Annotated in this window: 22 protein-coding genes; 9 read left to right on the forward strand and 13 right to left on the reverse strand. The window is 72.9% G+C overall.

Features of this window, described 5'->3' with window-relative positions:
* Positions 1–24 precede the first annotated feature (24 nt).
* Both mqnC and COO58_RS30105 read right to left on the reverse strand, forming a co-directional pair.
* Complete coding sequence (gene mqnC, locus COO58_RS05240; RefSeq protein ID WP_091565148.1) at positions 25–1,215, reverse strand: cyclic dehypoxanthinyl futalosine synthase; 1,191 nt, start codon at positions 1,213–1,215, stop codon at positions 25–27.
* Positions 1,212–1,373 carry a hypothetical protein gene (locus tag COO58_RS30105; RefSeq protein WP_176558742.1) on the reverse strand — a complete coding sequence of 54 codons (162 nt, stop codon included), beginning with the start codon at positions 1,371–1,373 and terminating at the stop codon, positions 1,212–1,214. The genes mqnC and COO58_RS30105 overlap by 4 nt, the downstream gene beginning before the upstream one ends.
* 19 nt (positions 1,374–1,392) lie before the next feature.
* Between COO58_RS30105 and COO58_RS05245 the strand changes: the two genes are divergently transcribed.
* Both COO58_RS05245 and COO58_RS05250 read left to right on the forward strand, forming a co-directional pair.
* Positions 1,393–1,788: a hypothetical protein gene (locus tag COO58_RS05245; RefSeq protein ID WP_091565149.1), complete on the forward strand. Its 396-nt coding sequence runs from the start codon at positions 1,393–1,395 to the stop codon at positions 1,786–1,788.
* 37 nt (positions 1,789–1,825) lie between these two features.
* The gene (locus COO58_RS05250; RefSeq protein WP_091565150.1) at positions 1,826–2,353 is read left to right on the forward strand and encodes a hypothetical protein; all 528 of its coding nucleotides are present in this window, start codon (positions 1,826–1,828) and stop codon (positions 2,351–2,353) included.
* 186 nt (positions 2,354–2,539) lie between these two features.
* Here the strand turns inward: COO58_RS05250 and paaE are convergent, their stop codons facing one another.
* Genes paaE through paaA form a run of 5 tightly spaced genes read right to left on the reverse strand, consistent with a single transcriptional unit; the run spans position 2,540 to position 6,261 of the window.
* A complete protein-coding gene (gene paaE, locus COO58_RS05255) occupies positions 2,540–3,661 on the reverse strand; it encodes a 1,2-phenylacetyl-CoA epoxidase subunit PaaE (RefSeq protein WP_098744033.1) in 1,122 nt (373 codons plus the stop codon).
* Positions 3,658–4,134, reverse strand: a complete 477-nt coding sequence (gene paaD / locus COO58_RS05260; protein WP_098744034.1) for a 1,2-phenylacetyl-CoA epoxidase subunit PaaD — start codon at positions 4,132–4,134, stop codon at positions 3,658–3,660. Before paaD ends, paaE begins: the two co-directional genes overlap by 4 nt.
* Positions 4,131–4,889: a 1,2-phenylacetyl-CoA epoxidase subunit PaaC gene (paaC, locus tag COO58_RS05265; RefSeq protein WP_369700191.1), complete on the reverse strand. Its 759-nt coding sequence runs from the start codon at positions 4,887–4,889 to the stop codon at positions 4,131–4,133. Before paaC ends, paaD begins: the two co-directional genes overlap by 4 nt.
* A gap of 20 nt (positions 4,890–4,909) precedes the next feature.
* Positions 4,910–5,197 (reverse strand): 1,2-phenylacetyl-CoA epoxidase subunit PaaB, encoded by a 288-nt coding sequence (gene paaB, locus COO58_RS05270; RefSeq protein ID WP_088959289.1) that lies wholly within the window; start codon positions 5,195–5,197, stop codon positions 4,910–4,912.
* Positions 5,194–6,261 (reverse strand): 1,2-phenylacetyl-CoA epoxidase subunit PaaA, encoded by a 1,068-nt coding sequence (gene paaA, locus COO58_RS05275; protein WP_098744038.1) that lies wholly within the window; start codon positions 6,259–6,261, stop codon positions 5,194–5,196. Before paaA ends, paaB begins: the two co-directional genes overlap by 4 nt.
* A gap of 371 nt (positions 6,262–6,632) precedes the next feature.
* Between paaA and COO58_RS05280 the strand changes: the two genes are divergently transcribed.
* Entirely contained in the window at positions 6,633–7,622 is a 990-nt protein-coding gene (locus COO58_RS05280; RefSeq protein WP_098744040.1) for a hypothetical protein, read from the forward strand.
* Positions 7,622–8,557 carry a hypothetical protein gene (locus tag COO58_RS05285; protein ID WP_091565176.1) on the forward strand — a complete coding sequence of 312 codons (936 nt, stop codon included), beginning with the start codon at positions 7,622–7,624 and terminating at the stop codon, positions 8,555–8,557. Before COO58_RS05280 ends, COO58_RS05285 begins: the two co-directional genes overlap by 1 nt.
* Before the next feature lie 16 nt (positions 8,558–8,573).
* Here the strand turns inward: COO58_RS05285 and COO58_RS05290 are convergent, their stop codons facing one another.
* The 3 genes from COO58_RS05290 to COO58_RS05300 form a co-directional block, all read right to left on the reverse strand.
* Entirely contained in the window at positions 8,574–9,425 is an 852-nt protein-coding gene (locus COO58_RS05290) for a menaquinone biosynthetic enzyme MqnA/MqnD family protein (protein WP_091565178.1), read from the reverse strand.
* A 122-nt stretch (positions 9,426–9,547) separates the two neighbouring features.
* Complete coding sequence (locus COO58_RS05295) at positions 9,548–10,798, reverse strand: MFS transporter (RefSeq protein WP_098744041.1); 1,251 nt, start codon at positions 10,796–10,798, stop codon at positions 9,548–9,550.
* Positions 10,799–10,842: 44 nt separating this feature from the next.
* Positions 10,843–11,424, reverse strand: a complete 582-nt coding sequence (locus COO58_RS05300) for a winged helix-turn-helix domain-containing protein (protein ID WP_098744043.1) — start codon at positions 11,422–11,424, stop codon at positions 10,843–10,845.
* 91 nt (positions 11,425–11,515) lie between these two features.
* Here COO58_RS05300 and COO58_RS05305 point away from each other — a divergent pair, with 91 nt between their 5' ends.
* Both COO58_RS05305 and COO58_RS05310 read left to right on the forward strand, forming a co-directional pair.
* Positions 11,516–12,331: a carbon-nitrogen hydrolase family protein gene (locus COO58_RS05305; RefSeq protein ID WP_098744044.1), complete on the forward strand. Its 816-nt coding sequence runs from the start codon at positions 11,516–11,518 to the stop codon at positions 12,329–12,331.
* 194 nt (positions 12,332–12,525) lie between these two features.
* Complete coding sequence (locus COO58_RS05310) at positions 12,526–14,574, forward strand: AAA family ATPase (protein ID WP_098744046.1); 2,049 nt, start codon at positions 12,526–12,528, stop codon at positions 14,572–14,574.
* Positions 14,575–14,595: 21 nt separating this feature from the next.
* On the opposite strand, the gene COO58_RS05315 is transcribed toward COO58_RS05310, so the two are convergent.
* Entirely contained in the window at positions 14,596–15,198 is a 603-nt protein-coding gene (locus tag COO58_RS05315; protein WP_091565190.1) for a hypothetical protein, read from the reverse strand.
* 137 nt (positions 15,199–15,335) lie between these two features.
* On the opposite strand from COO58_RS05315, the gene COO58_RS05320 reads away from it, so the two are divergent.
* From COO58_RS05320 to COO58_RS05330, 3 genes are read left to right on the forward strand one after another with little or no spacing between them, the layout of a single operon-like run.
* Positions 15,336–16,226 carry an ABC transporter ATP-binding protein gene (locus tag COO58_RS05320; protein ID WP_091565194.1) on the forward strand — a complete coding sequence of 297 codons (891 nt, stop codon included), beginning with the start codon at positions 15,336–15,338 and terminating at the stop codon, positions 16,224–16,226.
* A gap of 9 nt (positions 16,227–16,235) precedes the next feature.
* On the forward strand, positions 16,236–16,973 hold the full coding sequence (locus COO58_RS05325) for an ABC transporter permease (RefSeq protein WP_091565198.1): 738 nt from the start codon (positions 16,236–16,238) through the stop codon (positions 16,971–16,973).
* 45 nt (positions 16,974–17,018) lie between these two features.
* On the forward strand, positions 17,019–17,825 hold the full coding sequence (locus COO58_RS05330; protein ID WP_369700170.1) for a VOC family protein: 807 nt from the start codon (positions 17,019–17,021) through the stop codon (positions 17,823–17,825).
* Between the two features lie 92 nt (positions 17,826–17,917).
* Here the strand turns inward: COO58_RS05330 and COO58_RS05335 are convergent, their stop codons facing one another.
* Together COO58_RS05335 and COO58_RS05340 are read right to left on the reverse strand one after the other, a co-directional pair.
* Positions 17,918–18,682, reverse strand: a complete 765-nt coding sequence (locus COO58_RS05335; protein ID WP_098744049.1) for an ABC transporter ATP-binding protein — start codon at positions 18,680–18,682, stop codon at positions 17,918–17,920.
* Positions 18,683–18,735: 53 nt separating this feature from the next.
* The gene (locus COO58_RS05340; protein ID WP_098746119.1) at positions 18,736–19,833 is read right to left on the reverse strand and encodes an iron ABC transporter permease; all 1,098 of its coding nucleotides are present in this window, start codon (positions 19,831–19,833) and stop codon (positions 18,736–18,738) included.
* Between the last annotated feature and the right edge of the window lie 17 nt (positions 19,834–19,850).

The raw sequence follows: 19,850 nt of genomic DNA on the forward strand, positions 1-19,850 counted from the left end.
GTCCAGCCGAACGGTGGAGCCGCGTCAGTTCACCTCGACCAGGGGCAGTGACTTCCCGGCGCCGCCGCCGGGCAGCGCGATCGACGAGAAGTGCGACACCACCCGGTCGTCGCTCGGGTCGTCGGCGGGCGTGTGGTGCACCGCGAGCCGGCGGTAGAGCGTGTCGCGCTGGGCGGGGATCCGGTCCGCCGAGCGGATCATGCCGATCAGCTCGTGCAGGTTGGACCGGTGCCGGGCGCCGGCCGAGGAGATGACGTTCTCCTCCAGCATGATCGAACCGAGATCGTCCACGCCCATGTGCAGCGCGAGCTGGCCCACGTCCTTGCCGGTGGTGAGCCAGGACGCCTGGAGGTGCGGCACCGTCTCGAAGAAGAGCCGGGCCACCGCGATCAGCCGCAGGTATTCCAGCGCGGTCGCCTGGGTGCGGCCCTTCAGGTGGTTGTTCTCCGGCTGGTAGGTCCACGGGATGAAGGCCCGGAAGCCGCCGGTGCGGTCCTGCACGTCGCGGATCATCCGCAGGTGCTCGATCCGCTCGGCGTTGGTCTCGCCGGTGCCCATCATCATGGTCGCGGTCGACTCCAGGCCCTGCCGGTGGGCCAGCTCCATGACCTCCAGCCAGCGGGCGCCGGACTCCTTCAGCGGCGCGATCGCCTTGCGCGGCCGGTCCGGCAGCATCTCGGCGCCGGCGCCGGCGATCGAGTCCAGGCCCGCGGCCTTGATCCGGGCGATCGCCTCGTCCAGGCTCACGCCGGAGACCTTCGCCATGTGCAGGATCTCGCTCGGCCCGATCGAGTGGATGGCGAGCTGCGGGTAGGCCTTCTTGACCGAGGAGAACAGCTCCTCGTAGTACTCCACGCCGTAGTCCGGGTGGTGCCCGCCCTGGAGCATGACCTGGGTGGCGCCCAGCTCGACCGCCTCGCCGCAGCGGCGCAGGATCTCCTCGGTCGGGTGGGTCCAGCCCTCGGAGTGCTTGGGCGCCCGGTAGAACGCGCAGAACTTGCACGCCGTCACGCAGACGTTCGTGTAGTTGATGTTGCGGTCGATCAGGTACGTGACGATGTTGTCCGGGTAGCGGCGGCGCCGGACCGCGTCGGCCGCCTCGCCCAGCGCGTGGAAGGGCGCGTCGGTGTAGAGCAGCAGGGCCTCCTCGGGCGTGATCCGCCCGCCGTCCGCGCCGCGTTGCAGGATGTCGTCGATCTCCCGGTTCGCCGTCACATCCCCGAGCGTACGTCGCCACCGATGGAAGCCGCCGTACCGGGCCCTCCGGTGTGAGCCGAACCCACCTGCTCAATCATATCGCCAAGATCGATATAAAATGTTCGGCGGTTGTTGACAAGATGTTTAGCATCTCGCATCATCTTGTCGAGATCCATCGACGCACTGGAGTGGGATGTGAGCGAGACGGAAAACGCTCAAGGCATCGCCGCCCGTTGCCGAGCGGACGGAGGACTAACGGAAGCGACCCTCGGCGAGTTGCGGACCGAATTGGGCTACCGCAAGCTCGGCCGCTGGGTCCTGGCCGAGATCGCCGACACGCTCAGGGCGACCGGCCTCGGCTTCTTCCCCTCCCACCGGCTCGACGCGGCGCTCAACGCCGAGCCACGGCAGTCGCAGACGGTCTGGATCTACGTCCGGGACGGCGGCCCTCGAGCGCGTGTGATCGATGCCGTCCTACAGCCGGACGACTGTGACGTCCGGGCAGAGCTGGACGTCATCGGCACCAAGAACCCCGCCGGCCTGACCGCCCGCCAGAAGCTCGACCGCATCAGGGAAATCGTCAACGCCTGACCAGGTCTGAGCAGCGACAGGAAGGCGGCCTCGTCCCATGACCGCGCACGTCTTCGTCGACGAGACCAAGGAGCGAGGGCTTCTTGTCGCCGCCGTGGTCATGCACCCGGCCGATCTGACCGCTGCGCGCCGGTCGATTCGTGATCTCATCCTGCCCGGCCAACGCCGTATCCACTTCCACAAGGAGAGGGACGACCGGCGCCGTCAGATCGTCGACGGGCTTCTCGCGCTCTCCGCGCACGCCGTCATCTTCGACGCGAAGCACCATCGCAACGCCAGGGTCGCTCGCGAGGCATGCCTCGTCTCTCTGGTGGAGCACGCGGCAAAGATCGGGGCTGCCCGCCTCGTCCTGGAACGCGACGACTCGACCTTCCAAGCCGATCAGCGCCTGCTCTTCGAGCAGGTCAGGAAGTGCGGGGTGGACGGGAGGCTGCGTTACGACCAGCTGCGTGCTCACGAGGAGTGCCTGCTGGCCATTCCCGACGCGCTGGCGTGGTGCTGGGCCAAAGGCGGGCGCTGGAGGAACTCCATCCGTCGCATGGTCAGTGAGTCGCGACAGGTCTGACGAGGCGCAGACAGCGCGAGACCCGGCCCACCCACCGTCCGGAAGGCTGCCGGGTCCACTTCCACGGGGCTAGTGCCCCTGGCAGTTGAAGGTTACCGCTGTCCGAACCGTTCGGACAAGAAATGGACGTGGCGCGCCGCGTCGGCTTCGGGGGTCGCGCCGCCACGGCACCTTGTGGTGTTGCCGCTAGGCGTCGTAGTCGACGGTCAGCTTGTCGGTGACCGGGCTGGACTGGCAGGTCAGCACGTAGCCGGCGGCGACCTCGTCCGGCTCCAGGGCGTAGTTGCGCGCCATGGTCACCTCACCCTCGGTCACCTTGGCCCGGCAGGTCGAGCAGACCCCACCCTTGCAGGCGTACGGCAGCTCACCACGCACCCGCAGCGCCGCGTCCAGCACCCGCTCGTCCCGACCCATGGTGAAGCTCGACGAGCGGCCGTCCAGCAGGATCGTCACCTCGGCGCCGGCGCCGGGCCGGTCGGTCTCCCGGCGGACCGGCTCCGGCGGGGCGTCCACGTGGAACAGCTCGGTGTGCACCGCCGAGTCGGGCACCCCGCGACCGGCCAGCACCGCCTTGGCGTCCACCACCATCCCGTACGGGCCGCAGAGGAACCACTCCTCGATCTCGTCGCCGGGCACGACCGAGTCCAGCAGCCGGGTCAGCCGGTCGGCGTCGATCCGCCCGGACAGCAGCGCCGACTCCCCCATCTCCCGGGACAGCACGTGCACCAGGTGCAGCCGGGTCGGGTAGCGGTCCTTCAGGTCGGCCAGCTCCTCGGCGAACATCACCGTGTTCGCCGTGCGGTTGCCGTACACCAGGGTGAAGGTGCTCCCCGGCTCGACGGCCAGCGCGGTCGCGGCCAGGCCGAGCACCGGGGTGATGCCGGAGCCGGCCACCACCGCGCCGTACCGGCGGACCCGGTCCGGGGCGAACGCGGAGGTGAAGTGCCCCAGCGGGGGCAGCACGTCGACGGTGTCGCCGCCGCGCAGCGCGCCGCAGGCGTACGCGGAGAAGGCCCCGCCCGGGACCTCGCGCACCCCGATCCGCAACCGGCCGTGCCGGGCCAGCTCGTCCGGGGTGGAGCAGATCGAGTACGACCGTCGCGCCTCCCCGGCCTCCGGGTCGGCGGCGCTCGCCGGACGCCGGACCGTGAGGTGCTGCCCGGCGGAGAACGCGAACGTCTCCCGCAGCTCCTCGGGCACCGCGAACGTGATCGACACCGAGTCGTCGGTGAGCCGGTCGACGGCGGCGACGGGCAACGGGTGGAAGACCGGCCGGCGACGGACCGGCCGGGTGATGGTGACAGTCACAGCGCCTTCAGGTGGTCGAAGGGTTCGGAGCAGGAACGGCAGCGCCACAACGCCTTGCACGCGGTGGAACCGAACCGGCTGACCTGCGTGGTGTCCGGCGATCCGCACCGCGGGCAGCGGACCGCCAGGGTCAGCGGCACCACGGTGTCGTCGCCGCGCGGGGCGGGCGGCGCGATGCCGGCGGCGGCGAGCTTGGCCCGGCCGGTGTCGGAGATCCAGTCGGTGCTCCAGGCCGGGCTGTAGATCGTGCGGACCTCGGCGTCCGGATGCCCGGCCGCGGCGAGCGCCCGCCGGATGTCCGCGCGGATCACGTCCATGGCCGGGCAGCCGGTGTAGGTGGGGGTGATGGTGACCAGGACCCGACCGGTGCCGGGCTCCTCCTCGACCGCGCGCAGGATGCCCAGCTCGTCGATGGTGATGACCCGGATCTCCGGATCCACCACCGACGCCACGGCCGCCCTGACATCGCTCACCAGCGCGCTCCGGGGTGAGCGCGGTGCAGCACCTGCATCTCGGCCAGCAGGTAGGAGAGGTGTTCGGTGTGCACGCCGTCCCGGCCGCCCCCCGGCGTCCAGCTCGTCTCCGGGCGGGTCAGCGTGGCCTCGTCCAGCACGGCGGCCACGGAGGCGTCGAAGTCGGCCCGCAGGGTGGCCGGGTCGACCGGCGCCGCCGGGTCCGGGACGAACAGCTCGTGCACGTACGGCCAGACCTCGTCCACCGCGTCCTGCATGCGACGGTGCGACTCGTCGGTGCCGTCGCCGAGGCGCTTCACCCAGAGCGAGGCGTGGTCCAGGTGGTACGCCGACTCCTTGCGCGCCTTGGCGCCGATGGCCGCCAGCCGGTCGTCCCCGCAACCGGCCAGCGCGGTGTAGAGCGGGAGCTGCCAGGCGGCGAGGAAGAACAGCTTCGCCATGGTCACGCCGAAGTCGCCGTTGGGCAGCTCGACCAGCAGGCAGTTGCGGAACTCCCGGTCGTCGCGCAGGTAGGCCAGGTCGTCCTCGTCCCGGCCGGCGCCCTCCAGCTCGCCCGCGTACGTGAGCAGCAGCCGGGCCGCGCCGAGCTGGTCGAGGGCGATGTTGGCCAGCGCGATGTCCTCCTCCATCTCCGGCGCGCGGGAGGTCCACTCGCCGAGCCGCTGCGCCGCGACCAGCGCGTCGTCACCGAGGCCGAGCGTGAAGCCGAAGAGGCTCACCGAGCCGCCTTCCGTTCGCGACTGCGGGGCTCGCAGAACCGGCTCACTCCTCGCGCTCACAGGTGTGCCACCCCGTCCGGCACCTCGTAGAACGTCGGGTGGCGGTAGACCTTGTCGGCCGCCGGGTCGAAGAACGCGTCCTTCTCGTCCGGGCTGGACGCGGTGATCGCGCTCGCCGGCACCACCCAGATGGAGACGCCCTCCTGGCGACGGGTGTACAGGTCGCGGGCGTTTCGCAGGGCCAACTCCGCGTCGGGCGCGTGCAGGCTGCCGACGTGGGTGTGCGAGAGGCCGCGCCGGGCCCGCACGAAGACCTCCCAGAGCGGCGAGGATTCCTTGCTCATGCGGCGACCTTTTCCTTCGTCCGGGCCTGCTTGGCGGCGTACGCCTCGGCGGCGTCCCGTACCCAGGCGCCGTCGGTGTGGGCCCGCCGCCGGTGGGCCATCCGCTCCCGGTTGCACGGCCCGTCGCCCTTGATGACCCGCATCAGCTCGGCGTAGTCGGGCTGGGTGTAGTCGTACGCCTGCCGCTCGTCGTTCCAGCGCAGGTCCGGGTCCGGAATGGTCAGGCCGAGCACCTCCGCCTGGCCGACGCACATGTCGACGAAGCGCTGGCGCAGATCGTCGTTGGAGAAGCGCTTGATCTTCCAGGCCATGGACTGCGCGCTGTGCGTCGAGTCCCCGTCGGGCGGGCCGAACATGGCCAGTGAGGGGTACCACCAGCGGTCCAGCGCGTCCTGGGCCATCGCCTTCTGGGCCGGGGTGCCGTGCGCCAGCGTGTGCAGGATCTCGTAGCCCTGCCGCTGGTGGAACGACTCCTCCTTGCAGACCCGGATCATGGCCCGGGCGTACGGGCCGTAGGAGCAGCGGCACAGCGGCACCTGGTTGACGATTGCCGCGCCGTCCACCAGCCAGCCGATGGCCCCGACGTCGGCCCAGGTGAGGGTCGGGTAGTTGAAGATCGAGCTGTACTTCTGCCGGCCGTCGAGCAGCAGGTCCACCAGCTCGTCCCGGCTGATGCCGAGCGTCTCGGCGGCGGCGTAGAGGTAGAGGCCGTGGCCGGCCTCGTCCTGCACCTTGGCCAGCAGGATGGCCTTGCGCTTGAGGGACGGCGCCCGGCTGATCCAGTTGCCCTCCGGCTGCATTCCGATGATCTCGGAGTGCGCGTGCTGGGCGATCTGCCGGATCAGCGTCTTGCGGTACGCCTCCGGCATCCAGTCCCGGGGCTCGATCTTCTGGTCCGCGCCGATGACGTCGGCGAAGTACGCCTCGACGTCCTCGTCCGGTGCCGGGCCGCCGCGCCGGGCGCGCGCCGCCGCCTCGCGCAGTGCCGCCTCCGCGGCCTCCACCTCGCCGAGCAGGCCGCCGCCCGGACCGTCCTCGGGCGGGGCGAAGTCGTTGCCATACATGAGGCCAGTGTTACAGCTCGCGACGCGTGACACCAGAGGGTGTAACAGGATTCCGCGGCCACCTTCGGTGACCGGGCGGACGCCCGCCGTGGTCGCGGCTGACCTGGGAAAACGCCTGTGACGTCGACCACTTGCCAAAGATGAAACCCCCCAAGGGCGGCATAGCGGTTCAATGTCCCGCCCACCCGGCGAGTCGGCGGGCGTCGGAGTCTGGCGTACGGCCGGTCCGGAAGTAGACTTCCCCCGGCACACCGATCGGCTGCCGTTGATCGCCACAGCTCAGGCCACCGTCCCCCGGCCTTGTGGCGACGGGGCCGAAGACATGCGGAAGCGCCGGTCCCCCCGGCCAGACATCTGGAGCTCACCCACTCATGCGACCTCGCGTGACCATGGTGCTCGCCATCGTGGCGGTCCTCATCGGCGGCGTCATGCTGGTCCCCGCCGCGTACGCGAAGCTCTCCGGCGGCGACGGCGGAAACGGCATCGGCGGCATCGGCGGCGGCCAGCAGGTGCCCGCGCCGAGCCCGACCGCGCCGCCGGCCCCGACGCTGGCCGACGCCCCGGTCTCGGTGAACTTCAAGGGCGACTTCTTCTCCTGGGCCCTCATGGACCGCACCACCGGCACCGTCACCGGCGCGCAGAACATGAACCGCACCAGCTCCACCGAGTCGATGCTGAAGACCTGGATCGTCTCCGACTACCTGCGTCAGCTCGGCGACAAGCAGCCGACCGCCGCGTTGAAGAAGGCGGCCAGCGTGGCCATCCGGGACAGCAACGACGACGGCGCGAACATGGTCTACCGGGCGGCCGGCGGGTCCTACAAGCCGCAGCCCGGCAACAAGCTGAACCCGGTGCTCCAGCGGGCCGTCAAGATCTGCGGGCTGACCGACACCCGGGCCGGCACCGTCCCCGACTACCTGGGCTGGTGGAGCTTCACCCAGATGTCACCCCGGGACGCCGTCCGGCTGGGCGACTGCATCGCCGACGGCAAGGCCGCCGGCCCCAAGTGGACCAAGTGGGTGCTCAACGAGATGGCCAACGTCCGGGGCAGCATCAAGACCCAGCAGTTGAAGTCCGGCGGCGGCAAGTGGGGCATCGTCGACGGCCTGCCCGCCTCGATCAAGGCCCAGGGTCCGGTGCACATCAAGAACGGCTGGACCCAGCTCGTCTACGACAACAACTGGCACGTCAACTGCCTCGCGGTCACCGACAAGTGGAGCCTCGCGGTGATGATGCGCTACCCGGGCAGCGCCGGGCTCTCGTACGGCTCGAAGGTCTGCGCGAGCGTCGCCACACAGCTCGTCACCCCGCAGCCCGGCGCGGCGCTCAAGGTGCCGCAGCAACCCGTCGGGAAGCTCTGATGGCCGGCGCCCGCCGACGGCCCGGCAGCCACCGCCGGCCGCTGGCGTTCAGCGCCGTGGCCCTGGCCCTGGTCGGTCTGCTGGTCCTCTCGCTGCGGCTGGTGCCCGGCTCGCCGTTGCGGACGACCTCCACCGCACACCCCGACGTGGCCGGTGACCGGTCCACCACCCAGCCCACCGACCGCAACGCCCGACCCCGACCCGCCCCGTCGCCGTCGCTGGAGCCCCTGCCGTTCGCGGCCCAGGACCTCGACGACCTCGACCTCAAGGGCTGGTACGCCTGGTCCGTTCTGGACAAGCGGACCGGGAAGATCATCGGCTCGACGAACATGGGCGAGACGAGCACCACCGCGTCGCTGATCAAGGCGTGGGTGGTCGCCGACTACCTGCGCCGCAGCGCCGAGGCGGGCAAGACCCCGAGCGACGCCAAGCTGGCCGACGCCACGAAGATCATTCGGGACAGCGACAACACCCGGGCCCAGGAGTTCTACGAGAGCGTGGGCAGCGCGGCGTCGATCAAGCGGCTCATCTCGATGTGCAAGCTGACCGACAGCAAGGTGGCCGCCGACGGTGGCTGGAGCCGGACTCTGCTCTCCCCGCGCGACACCGCGCGGCTCGGACTCTGCATCGACGACGGCCGGGCGGCCGGGCCGAAGTGGACGAAGTGGCTGCTCAACGAGATGCGGCTGGTCCGCGGCGCCGGTGACTTCGGCATCCGCAAGGCGTTCCCCGCCGGCGAGCAGAAGAAGATCGCCATCAAGAACGGCTGGATCGACCGGCAGAAGGAAAAGGAATACCACGTCAACTGCCTGGCGATCGGTGACACCTGGACCATGGGCGTGATGGTCAAGAGCCCGTTCAGCGTCGGCGGGTGGGACTACGGCATGAAGGCCTGCGAGCAGATCACCGAGGCGCTGCTGCGTCCGGCGACCTGACCCGCGCCCCGGGCACTCAGCCCTGGAAGAACTCCGGGCCGCCCGCCGGCAGCGCCGGCACCTCCCCGTACGCGGCCGCCCGGCGGGCGAACTCGCGCAGCCCGGCCACCTGCCGCTCGCCCAGCGAGAAGTCGAGCGTGCGGAAGTAGGTGGCCAGGGTGGCCGCGTCGAACGGCTCCCAGCGGGCCGCCGCCTCGGCGACCTGGTCCAGCTCGGCCAGGCACAGGTCACGCGAACGCAGGAACGCCTCGTGCACCTCCTTGACCAGGCCGGGATGCGCGGCGGCGAACTCCCGGCGTACCGCCCAGACCGCGAACACCATCGGCAGCCCGGTCCAGTCGTGCCAGGCCTGACCCAGGTCGGTCACCGCGAGGCCCTTGCCCGGCGCCTCGTACAGCGCGCGCAGCGCCACGTCGCCGATCAGCACCCCGGCGTCGGCCTCCAGCAGCATCTGGGTCAGGTCCGGCGGGCAGCGGAAGTATTCCGGGCGCACCCCGTGCCGCTCGGCGAGCAGCACCTGGGCCAGCAACACCCCGGTACGCGAGGTGGAGCCCAGCGCCACCCGGGCGCCGTCCAGCTCGCCCAGCGGCCGGGTGGACACCACGTTGACCGAGAGCACCGGGCCGTCGCTGCCCACCGCCAGATCGGGCAGGAGCAGCAGCTCGTCGGCGTGCTTCAGGAACTCCACCAGCGTGATCGGGCCGATGTCGAGGTCACCGGCGACCAGGTCGGCGCTGAGCCGGTCCGGCGAGTCCTTGTGCAGGTCGACGTCGAGCAGCGCGCCGGACCGCATCAGACCCCAGTAGATGGGCAGGCAGTTGAGGAACTGGATGTGCCCCACCCGGGGGCGGGCGATGCGGTCGGCCATGTCCCGACCGTATCCCCGCCGCCCGCGCCCCGCCCCACGGGCCGGCCGGTAAGTGGTTCATGCCGCACCGGGGGGAAGGAGGGGCCCCCTGTTAACGCATTAGGTAGAGGAGGGGGCCCCTGTTAACCGCCCACCCCCGCCGGGGACGGCGCGGCGACGGGGGCGGCGGAGCGGTCGGCGCGTACCGCGCGGCGGACCGGCCCGGCGAGCCCGACGACCACCAGCAGGCCGACCACCCCGCAGCCGGCGACCAGCGGCCGGGGCCCGGCCACCTCCAGGAGCAGGCCGCCGACCAGGAAGCCGCCCATCCCGGCGCCCTGCACCGCCGCGCCGAAGACCGCGAACGCCCGGCCCCGGGCCTCCTCCGGCACCCGGCGCGCCAACAGCAGCTGGTCGAAGACGTTGTTGCCGCCGTTGGCCACGCCGCCCAGCAGCCAGACCGGCACGAGCAGCCACGCCACCGGCACCGCCGCCGAGACGAGAACGGCCAGGCAGCAGCCGCCGAGCAGCACCAGCCCGGCCCCGAGCAGCGCGCCGTCGTCGACGAGTCGCCGGGCGACCCGGGCGAACACCCAGGCGCCGACCACGATGCCCAGCGTCCACGCGCCGGTGACCAGGCCGTACACGGTGGTGGAGCTGTCCAGCGTCTCCCGGATGAAGAAGACCTCGATCACGTTGATCGCCCCGACCGCGCCGACCACCGCGGCGACGCTGCCGACCATCATCATCAGCAGCGGGTCGCGACGCAGCCGCCACGCGGGCGTGACCGCCGTCGCGGCCCCGGCCGCCGTCGACCCACGCCCACCCCGCCGGGTACGGATGAGCAACCCCGCCACCACCAGCGCGAGGTAGGTGCCCGCGTCGACGAGCAGCGGCACCCGGGTGCCGAACTGACCGACGAGCAGCCCGGCCAGCGCGGGCCCGGCGAGCGCGCCCAGCGTGCCGGCGGTCTGGTTGAGCGCGCCGGCCCGGGGCAGGTCCACGGGTCGGACCATCACCGGCACCAGCGCGGCGAGCACCGGCTGGGTGACCGCGAGCCCGGTGGCGAGCAGCGCCACCAGCGCGATGACCAGGACCGGGTCCCGCGCGTACGCGAGCGCCACGCAGATCCCCGCCTGGACCAGGCCGGCGGTGACCAGCAGGACCCGGCTGTCCACCCGGTCGGCGAGGCGGCCGGTCAGCGGGGCGAGCGCGACCAGCGGCAGTGTGGCGGCGAGCAGCAGCCCGGAGACGGCGAGGCCACCGGCCCCGGCGGACTGGAGCGCGAGCGTGAGCGCGGTGGCCGCGAGGAAGTCGCCGCAGCTGGAGACGCCCCGGGCGGCGGTCGCCAGCCAGACGTCGGACCAGCGCGACCCACCAGATGTGAAGGACATACTTCGAAAATATTCCTTCACACCTGCGTGCGCAAGACCCCGGCTCAGTCGATCGGCATCGCCCGGTACTGCATCGCGACCTTGCGGACCCCCGCCGGGGGATCGGTCCGGGCCCGCTGCCGATAGGGCGCGATCAGTTCTTGGATCGCCTGGTTGACCTCGACCAACTCCTCCGAAGTCAGCAGCAGCACGCTGTCGCTGAGCCAGGTCGCCTCGTACCACTCGCGCGGCTCGTCCGGCGCGCGACGCAGCCAGTCCCGGACCCGCTGGGCGTCGCGCACCAGGTGCGCCTCGACCAGCGCCGCCTCGGCCGCTCGCGTGTCCGGGTCGGCGTCCGGCCCCGCGTCGACCGAGTAGGAGGCGTTCACCGCCTCCCACACCCGTTCCCGCGCGTCGCCTCGACCCGGCGCCTCCCGCACCAGGCCGAACTTCGCCAGCTCGCGCAGGTGGTAGCTGGTCGCGCTCGGCGACAGGCCGGCGATCTCGGCGCACTCCGTCGCGGTCACACCGCCCTCCACCGCGCTGAGGTGTTCCATGATCGCCATACGGGCCGGGTGAGCGAGCGCCCGCATCACCTGCGGGTCGCTGATCGTCACCCGGCGCTGCTCCGGCCGAGCCTCCGTCATGCCTCCATGATTGCCGCCCGCACGTCCCTCACGGCACTCGGGGACGACGCGCCGCCTAGGCTCTCCGCTCACCGTCGAAAGGACACCGACCATGCGGACGTCCGTCGTCATCGGCCAGGTCCCCACCGGTTGGGACCTCGCCCGCAACCTCACCGGCATCGCCCAGGTCGTGACCGCCGCCCGGCCCGGCGACATCGTGCTCCTGCCCGAGGGCGCACTCTCCGGGTACGCCTCGGACCTGTCACCCCTGGCGCATCTCGACCTCGACGCTCTCGAACGGGGCATCTCCCGGCTGGCCGCACTCGCCCGGGAGAATGCCGTCCACCTCTTCTGCGGCTCCCTGATGCGCGAGGGCGGCGCCTGGTGGAACACCGCCCTCTACTTCGCGCCGGACGGCCAGCGGTGGACCTACCGGAAGATCAATCTGGCGATGAACGAGCGGGACGTCCTGCGGGCCGGCGACGAACTGCCCACGCACACGCTCAGCCTCCCCGAGGGAAGGCTGGAAGTCGGCGTGCAGCTCTGCCGGGAGATCCGCTACCCGGAGCAGTGGCAGTACCTGGCGCGGGCCGGGGTGGACGCATTCGTCTTCCTGACCAACGCGGCAAGCCCTGAGGCCCCGGCCGGGCTGTGGCGAAGCCACCTGATCAGCCGGGCCGCCGAGAACCAGCGCTTCGTCTTCGCCGTGAACGTTGCCGATCCCGCCCAGCACTGTCCCAGCATGGTGGTGTCGCCGCAGGGCGAGGTGCTCGGCGAACTCGCCCCCGGACGAGTCGGCACCCTGCGCGTCACCGTCGACCTGACCCAGGCCAGCGACTGGAGCATCGGCCAGCAGCGCCGGGACGTCGTCGACCTGGTCTACCGACCGCCGTACGGGCCGGACGGGCGGGGATCCGCGCATCGCTGACCGCCGCGGGGCGGGGCATCACGCCACCTTTCACCAGCCGTAAATCGGTGGCGCCGCAGCCCGGAGGGCCGTAACGTGGACGGCCGCCCGACGGCCGCGGTGAGCACGCACCGCAGCGGACGTCCCCGCGCCGGGAGCAGGCCAACCGCCCCGGACACGCGAGCGAGCATCATGTTGAGCCTTGGGAGTTCACAGTGCCCGCAACAGACCTGGAAGACGCCACGACCCTCGACGCCGATCTTGCCGCCGAGCGCACCCACCTGGACACGTCCCGCGCCGCGTTACGCCGGATGCGGGAACGCGCCGAGGCGCTCTTCGCCACCGGCGACAAGGTGGCCGGCGACGCCTACACCGCCGAGCAGCTCGGTCGGCACATGGCCCGCCGGGTCAAGGAACTGGCCGACGACCCCACCACCCCGCTCTTCTTCGGGCGGCTCGACTTCGGCGAGGCGGACCCGGACCACGCCGGGCGGGACTACCACGTCGGGCGGCGGCACGTCACCGACGAGCGGGGCGAGCCGCTGGTGCTGGACTGGCGGGCCCCGGTCTCCCGGTCGTTCTACCGGGCCAGCGCCCGCGACCCGCAGGGCGTCGCGGTACGCCGCCGGTTCGGGTTCAGCGCCGGCGTCCTGACCAGCTTCGAGGACGAGCACCTGGACCGGGGTGAGGAACTCGGCACCGCCAGCCGCATCCTCACCGCCGAGATCGAGCGCCCCCGCGTCGGCCCGATGCGGGACATCGTCGCCACCATTCAGCCCGAGCAGGACGAGCTGGTCCGGGCCGACCTGGCCGACTCGATCTGCGTCCAGGGCGCTCCCGGCACCGGCAAGACGGCGGTCGGGCTGCACCGCGCCGCGTACCTGCTCTATCTGCACCGGGAACGGCTGCGCCGCTCGGGTGTGCTGATCGTCGGGCCGAACCGGGCGTTCCTGTCGTACATCGCGTCGGTGCTGCCCGCGCTGGGCGAGGTCGAGGTCGAGCAGGCCACGGTCGAGGACCTGGTCGCCCGGGTGCCGGTCCGCGCGGTCGACGACCCGGCCGCCGCGACGCTCAAGCACGACGTCCGGATGGCCGAGGTGCTGCGCCGCGCCGTCGATGCCCACATCGGTACGCCGACCGAGCCGATCATGGTCTCGGACGGCTCGTTCCGGTGGCGGATCGGGCTCGACCCGCTGCACCGGCTGGTCGCCGAGACGCGGCAGGAGGGGCTGCCCTACGCCGTCGGCCGGGAGCGCGTCCGGGCCCGGGTGGTGGGACTGCTGCAACGCCAGGCCGAGGCCCGCCGGGCGGAGTCACCGAGCGACGCCTGGCTGCGCCGGATGAGCCGGATCAAGCCGGTCACCGACCTGCTCGACGCGGTCTGGCCGGCACTCACCCCGGAGGGGCTGCTGCACCGGCTGCGCACCGACGCCGACGCGCTCGCCGCCGCCGCCGCCGACGGCCTGCTCACCGCCGAGGAGCAGGAGCTGTTCCGCTCCGGGAAGGTGGCGCGGACCGCGAAGGCGACCCGGTGGACCGCCGCGGACGCGGTGCTCGTCGACGAGGTGGCCGGGCTGCTGGAACGGCCCGCCGGCTTCGGGCACGTGGTGGTCGACGAGGCGCAGGACCTCTCCCCGATGCAGTGCCGGGCCATCGCCCGGCGCAGCGAGCACGGCTCCATCACGCTCCTCGGCGACCTGGCCCAGGGCACCGCGCCGTGGGCGGCGACCGACTGGCGGGAGTCCCTGGCCCACCTGGGCAAGCCGGACGCCGCTGTGGTGCCGCTGAGCGTGGGCTTCCGGGTGCCGGCCGCCGTGGTGGCGTTCGCGAACCGGCTGCTGCCGGCGCTCGCCGTCGACGTACCCCCGGCCCGGTCGCTGCGCCACGACGGCGCGCTCGACGTGCGTACCGCCGAGGACCTGACGGCCGCGACGGTGGCCGAGGTGCGGGCGGCGCTCGCGCACGACGGCTCGGTCGGTGTGATCGCCGCCGACTCCACAGTGGACGCCCTCCGCGCGGCCCTCGCCGAGGCGGGCGTCGAGACCGCGACCGCCGACGACGTCGAGGCCGCGGCGCGGGTCACCGTGGTCCCGGCGACGCTGGTGAAGGGCTTGGAGTACGACCACGTCGTGGTCGTCGAGCCGGCCGCGATCGTGGCCGCCGAGCCGCGCGGCCTGCACCGCCTCTACGTGGTGCTGACCCGGGCCGTCTCCCGGCTGGCGGTGCTGCACCGCGAGCCGCTGCCCATGCCGCTGGCCGGTTGAGCCGGACGCCGCGCCCTCCGGTCAGGCGGAGAGGGCGGCGGCGATCCCGCGCAGCGGGCGACCCGACTCGGCGATCGGCACGGTGAAGGCCAGCCAGGAGCCGTCGGTGAAGTCGACGCGCAGCCGCTTCGGGTTGAGCCGGTGCCAGCCCACCCGGGCCGAGGCGACCTCGGCGCGCGACGCCGACCAGACGACCGCGGTCCGCGCCACGGCCCGCGCGTCGTCGGCCCGGCTGGACAGCACCGTCGTCGGGCCGCTCAGACAGGCGAGAAGTCGCCGGCCGGTGACCGCCAACACGACGTCGCGGACGGCCAGCTCCGGGTTGGGCGGGTTCAGCGCGTGGCACAGCCGGGACGCGGCGGAACCGGGCGCGCCGCGTCCGGCGACCCCCCACACCACCCGGTCCACCAGCCGGTCGCCCCGGTCCCAGACGATCAGCGGGGAGATCAGGTTGAACAGCACCGCCCCGACGTGCACCCGGCCGCCGGGCGCTTCCGGCGGAGCCGCGTCCGGTGGCACGGGCGGCTGGGCGCCGTTGGCGACGCCCGCCGTCGCGTGGGCCAGCACCCGCTCGCCCGGCTCGACGAGCCGGTCGATCCGGTCGCGGTATCCCGTCTCGTCCATCGGCTCAGTATCGGTCGTGGCCGTGGCGGTCGTGGGCCCGGACCGGGTGACGCGCACCCCCGGGCACGGGGCGGTGCGACTGGCGTGCGCACGGTAGACAGAGGAGGCACATTCCCCTCCGCCCGAGGAGTCCCCCGATGATCCTGGCCCGCGCCGAACAGGTGAGCCGCCGCTACGGCGAGGTGCTGGCACTGGACCGGGTCGACCTGACCGTCCGGTCCGGGGAGCTGGTCGGCCTGCTCGGCCCGAACGGCGCCGGCAAGAGCACCCTGATCAACCTGCTGGTGGGGCTGCGCCGCCCCACCGCCGGCCGGGTCGCACTGTTCGGCGGCGACCCCCGCGACCCGGCGAGCCGACGGCAGCTCGGGGTGACCCCGCAGGAGACCGGCCTGCCCGGCACGTTGCGGGTCGGCGAGGTGGTCGACTTCGTCTCCGCGCACTTCCCCGACCCGGTGCCCCGGGGCGAGCTGCTCGACCGGTTCGGCCTCGGCGACCAGGTGCGCCGGCAGACCGGCGGTCTCTCCGGCGGCCAGCGGCGCCGGTTGGCGGTGGCGCTGGCGTTCGTCGGCCGGCCCCGACTGGTGGTGCTGGACGAGCCGACCACCGGGTTGGACGTGGAGGCGCGGCACGCGCTCTGGGAGGCGATCCGGGGTTTCCACGCCGAGGGTGGCACGGTGCTGCTGAGCAGCCACTACCTGGAGGAGGTGGAGGCGCTCGCGCAGCGGGTGGTGGTGATCGGCCACGGCCGGGTGCTCGCCGACGACTCGGTGACGGCCGTCCGCGGCATCGTCGGCGTGCGCCGGGTCAGCCTGGTCGCCGACGACCTGCCGGCGCTGCCCGGGGTGGTGGCAACCGAACGCCTCGACGGCCGGGTCCACCTGCTCACCGCCGACGCCGACCAACTCGTCCGGGACCTGGTCACCGCCGGCGTGGCGTTCCGCGACCTGGAGGTCCGCCCCACCTCGCTGGAGGAGGCGTTCCTCGCCATCACGGCCGACGACCGGCCCGCGCCCACCCCCGCCGTCTAGGAGACCGCCGTGCCGCTCGCCCTCGTCCACGCGCGCTACCAGCTGATGGAGATCCTCCGGGTCCCGGTGGCCGTGGTGGGGAGTGCGTTCTTCCCCGCCGCCTCGATGCTCTTCTTCGTGGTGCCGTTCGCCGGCGACGACCCCACCGGTGCCAGCTACGCCACCGCCGCCATGGTCACGTTCGCCGTGATGACCGCCAACATCTTCCAGTACGGCGTGGGTGTCTCCGAGGATCGCGACCAGCCCTGGAACCCGTACACCCGGACCCTGCCGGCCGGGCCGGCACCGCGGCTGGCCGGGCGGATCCTGGCCGGCCTGGTGCTGACGTACCTGTCGATGGTCCCGGTGGTGGTGATCGCCGCGGTGGCGACCGCAGCCCGGGTGACCGCGCCGCAGTTCCTGCTCGGGCTCGGCGCCGTCGCCGTGATCTCGGTGCCGTTCACGCTGCTCGGCCTCTCGATCGGCTACTCGCTGCCGAGCAAGGCGGCGATCGTGGTGGCACAGGTGGTCTTCTTCCCGCTCGCCTTCGGCGGCGGCCTGCTCTCCGGGCCGGACGACGCACCCGGTTTCATCAAGGCGATCGCCCCCTACCTGCCGACCCGGGGCGCCGTCGAGCTGATGTGGGCGGCCGTCACCGACTGGCAGCCCGATCCCCGGGCGCTGGTGATGCTGGTGGTCTGGGTGGTGGCGCTCGCCGCGGTGGCCGGTTGGGCCTACCGGCGGGACGAGGGTCGCCGCTTCAGCTGACCTTTTGTCCGGTTCCGGCCCGAGGGTCGATCCGACGGTGCCACGATGCCGGCAGGCGGGCCAGTGGGGGCCGCCCCGGCGAGAGGGGCAACCGTGAACGGCGTCGAGCCCGGCACGCCCTGCTGGACCGACCTGGCCACCCCCGGCCTGGAGGACGCGAGACGGTTCTACCCGCAGCTGTTCGGCTGGACCGGACGGGTCTCGACCGAGCCGGACGCCGGCGGCTACACGGTCTTCCTCAAGGACGGCAAGGCCGTCGCCGGCGCCGGCCCGCCCGCGATGCCGGACCAGGTGCCGATCTGGTCCACGTACGTGGCGACCGACGACGCCGACCTGGTGGCCACCCGGGTCGAGGCGGCCGGCGGGCAGGTGGTGGTCTCCCCGTTCGACGTCGCCGGGCAGGGCCGGATGGCGGTGCTCGCCGACCCGGCGGGCGCGGTGTTCAGCGTCTGGCAGCCGATGGCGATGCGCGGGGCGGAGCTGTTCAACGTGCCCGGCGCCATGTGCTGGAACGAACTGGTCACGCCCGACCCGGAGGGCGCGCGGGAGTTCTACGCGCTGGTCTTCGGCTGGCATCCCGAGGAGCGACCGACCGGGCCGGTCGCCTACGTCGGGTGGCGCTGCGGCGCCCGCATCGTCGCCGGCATGCTGCCGCAGGCCGAGCCGCTGCCGGCCGACCTGCCGGCGTACTGGACGGTCTACTTCGCGGTGGCGGACGCCGACGCCACGGCGGCCCGGGCCACCGAACTGGGCGGCACGATCCTCGTCCCGCCCCGCGACAACCCGGCCGGCCGCAGCGCCGCCCTCCGCGACCCCCAGGGCGCCCTCTTCTCCGTCTCCACCCTCCGCTGACCGCCCGCGTGTAAGGAAGGGCCCCTTCTTAACAGGTGGCGTTAATAAGGGGCCCCTCCTCTACCGGAGGCGTTAAGAAGGGGCCCTTCCTTCTACCGCCGGCGGAGCGGGACCACGTGCGGCCCGTGCGGGCCGGGGATGACGCGGACGTGGGCGCGGTAGTGGAGGCCCAGGAGGTGCTCCGTGAGCACCTCCTCGGGCGGGCCGGCGGCGGCCACCCGACCGTCGGCGAGCAGCACCAGCCGGTCGGCGTACTCGCCGGCGATGGAGAGGTCGTGCATGGTGGCGAGCACGGTCAGGTCGTGCTCGCGGCGGAGCTGGTCGACCAGCTCCAGCACCTCCTGCTGGTGCCCGATGTCCAACGCGCTGGTCGGCTCGTCGAGCAGCAGCAGCGTGGCGCCCTGGGCCAGGGCCCGGGCCAGGAAGACCCGCTGCCGCTCCCCGCCGGAGAGGGTGGCCAGCTCACGTCGGCCGAATCCACCCAGGTCCAGCCCGTCCAGCACGTCTTGGACGGCGGCGAGGTCGGCGGCCGACTCGCGGCCCAGCGGCGGGATGTACGGGGTGCGCCCGAGCAGCACGTAGTCGAAGACCGACATGCCGGCCGGCACCACCGGGGACTGCGCCACGGTGGCCACCACCCGGGCCCGGTCACGGCGACGCAGCGCGCGGATCGGCGTACCGAAGAGGGCGACCTCGCCCGCGCCGGTGAGCAGACCGCCGACGGCGCGCAGCAGGGTGGACTTGCCGGCGCCGTTGGGTCCGATGACGGTGACCCACTCGCCCACCGCCACAGTCAGGTCGACGCCGGCCAGGATCGAGCTGCCGCCCAGCTCGACCCGCAGGTCCCGGACCCGCACCGCGGCGGCGGGCTCGGCCTCCCCGGCTCGCGAGCCCGGCTCACTCCTCGCGCTCACTGGCCCACCCGACGGGCGGTACGCAGGATGAGGACGAAGAACGGTCCGCCGAGCACCGCGGTGACCACGCCGATCGGGATCTCGGCGGGGGCGGCGGCGGTGCGAGCGACCACGTCGGTCAGGGCCAGGAACGCGCCGCCGAAGAGCATCGACAGCGGCAGGATCACCCGGTGGCTGGCGCCGGCGAGCAGCCGGACGGTGTGCGGCACGATGATGCCGACGAAGCCGATCAGGCCGGACGCGGATACGGCGGCGGCGGTGCCGAGCGAGGCGGCGGCGATCAGCAGGTAGCGGGAGCGCTGCGGGTGCAGCCCGAGGCTGCTGGCCTCGTCGTCGCCGACGGAGAGCACGTCCAGCTCGCGCCGGTGCAGCAGCACCACCACTGCGGTGAGCGCGAAGTAGGGCAGGACCAGCCGTACGTCGTGCCAGCCGGCGGTGGCGAGCCGGCCGAGCAGCCAGGAGTAGACCTGCTGGATGGTGTCGGAGTGCTGTTGCAGCAGGTAGGTCTGCCCGGCGGAGAAGAACGCCGAGACCGCCACCCCGGCGAGGATAAGGGCGGCCGGTGAGCGGTCCCGCCCGCCGGCCGCGCCGAGCAGGTACGTCAGCACGACCGCGCCGAGCGAGCCGACGAACGCGGCGAGCGGGATGGTGACCGGCAACCCGGTCAGCGCGCCGCCGGCCCCGGCGCCGAGCACGATCGCCACGGTGACCGCGAACCCGGCCCCGGCGGCCACCCCGAGCAGGTACGGGTCGGCCAGCGGGTTGCGGAAGACGCCCTGGTAGCAGCCGCCGGCCAGGGCGAGCAGCGCGCCGACGAGCAGGCCGAGCACGACCCGGGGCAGCCGCAGCTCGGTGACGATGGCGACCTCCCGCTCGGTGAGCCCGCTGTCCAGGTGCACGCCGGGCAGCAGGTTGAGCAGTTCGGCCGCGACGCTGCCGGGCGGCAGGTTGACCGGGCCGAGCGAGACGCCGGCCACCAGCGCGACCAGGACCGCGGCGAAGCCGGCGAGCAGCCACCGCTTGCGCAGCCCGGCCGGCCGGCCCGGCACCTCCGCCGCGCCGACGCGTGGTCCGACCCGGCGGGGTCCGGGCAGCCGGCCGCCCGGCCGGG

The sequence above is a fragment of the Micromonospora sp. WMMA1996 genome, from assembly GCF_002573675.1.
Lineage (GTDB): Bacteria > Actinomycetota > Actinomycetes > Mycobacteriales > Micromonosporaceae > Micromonospora > Micromonospora sediminicola.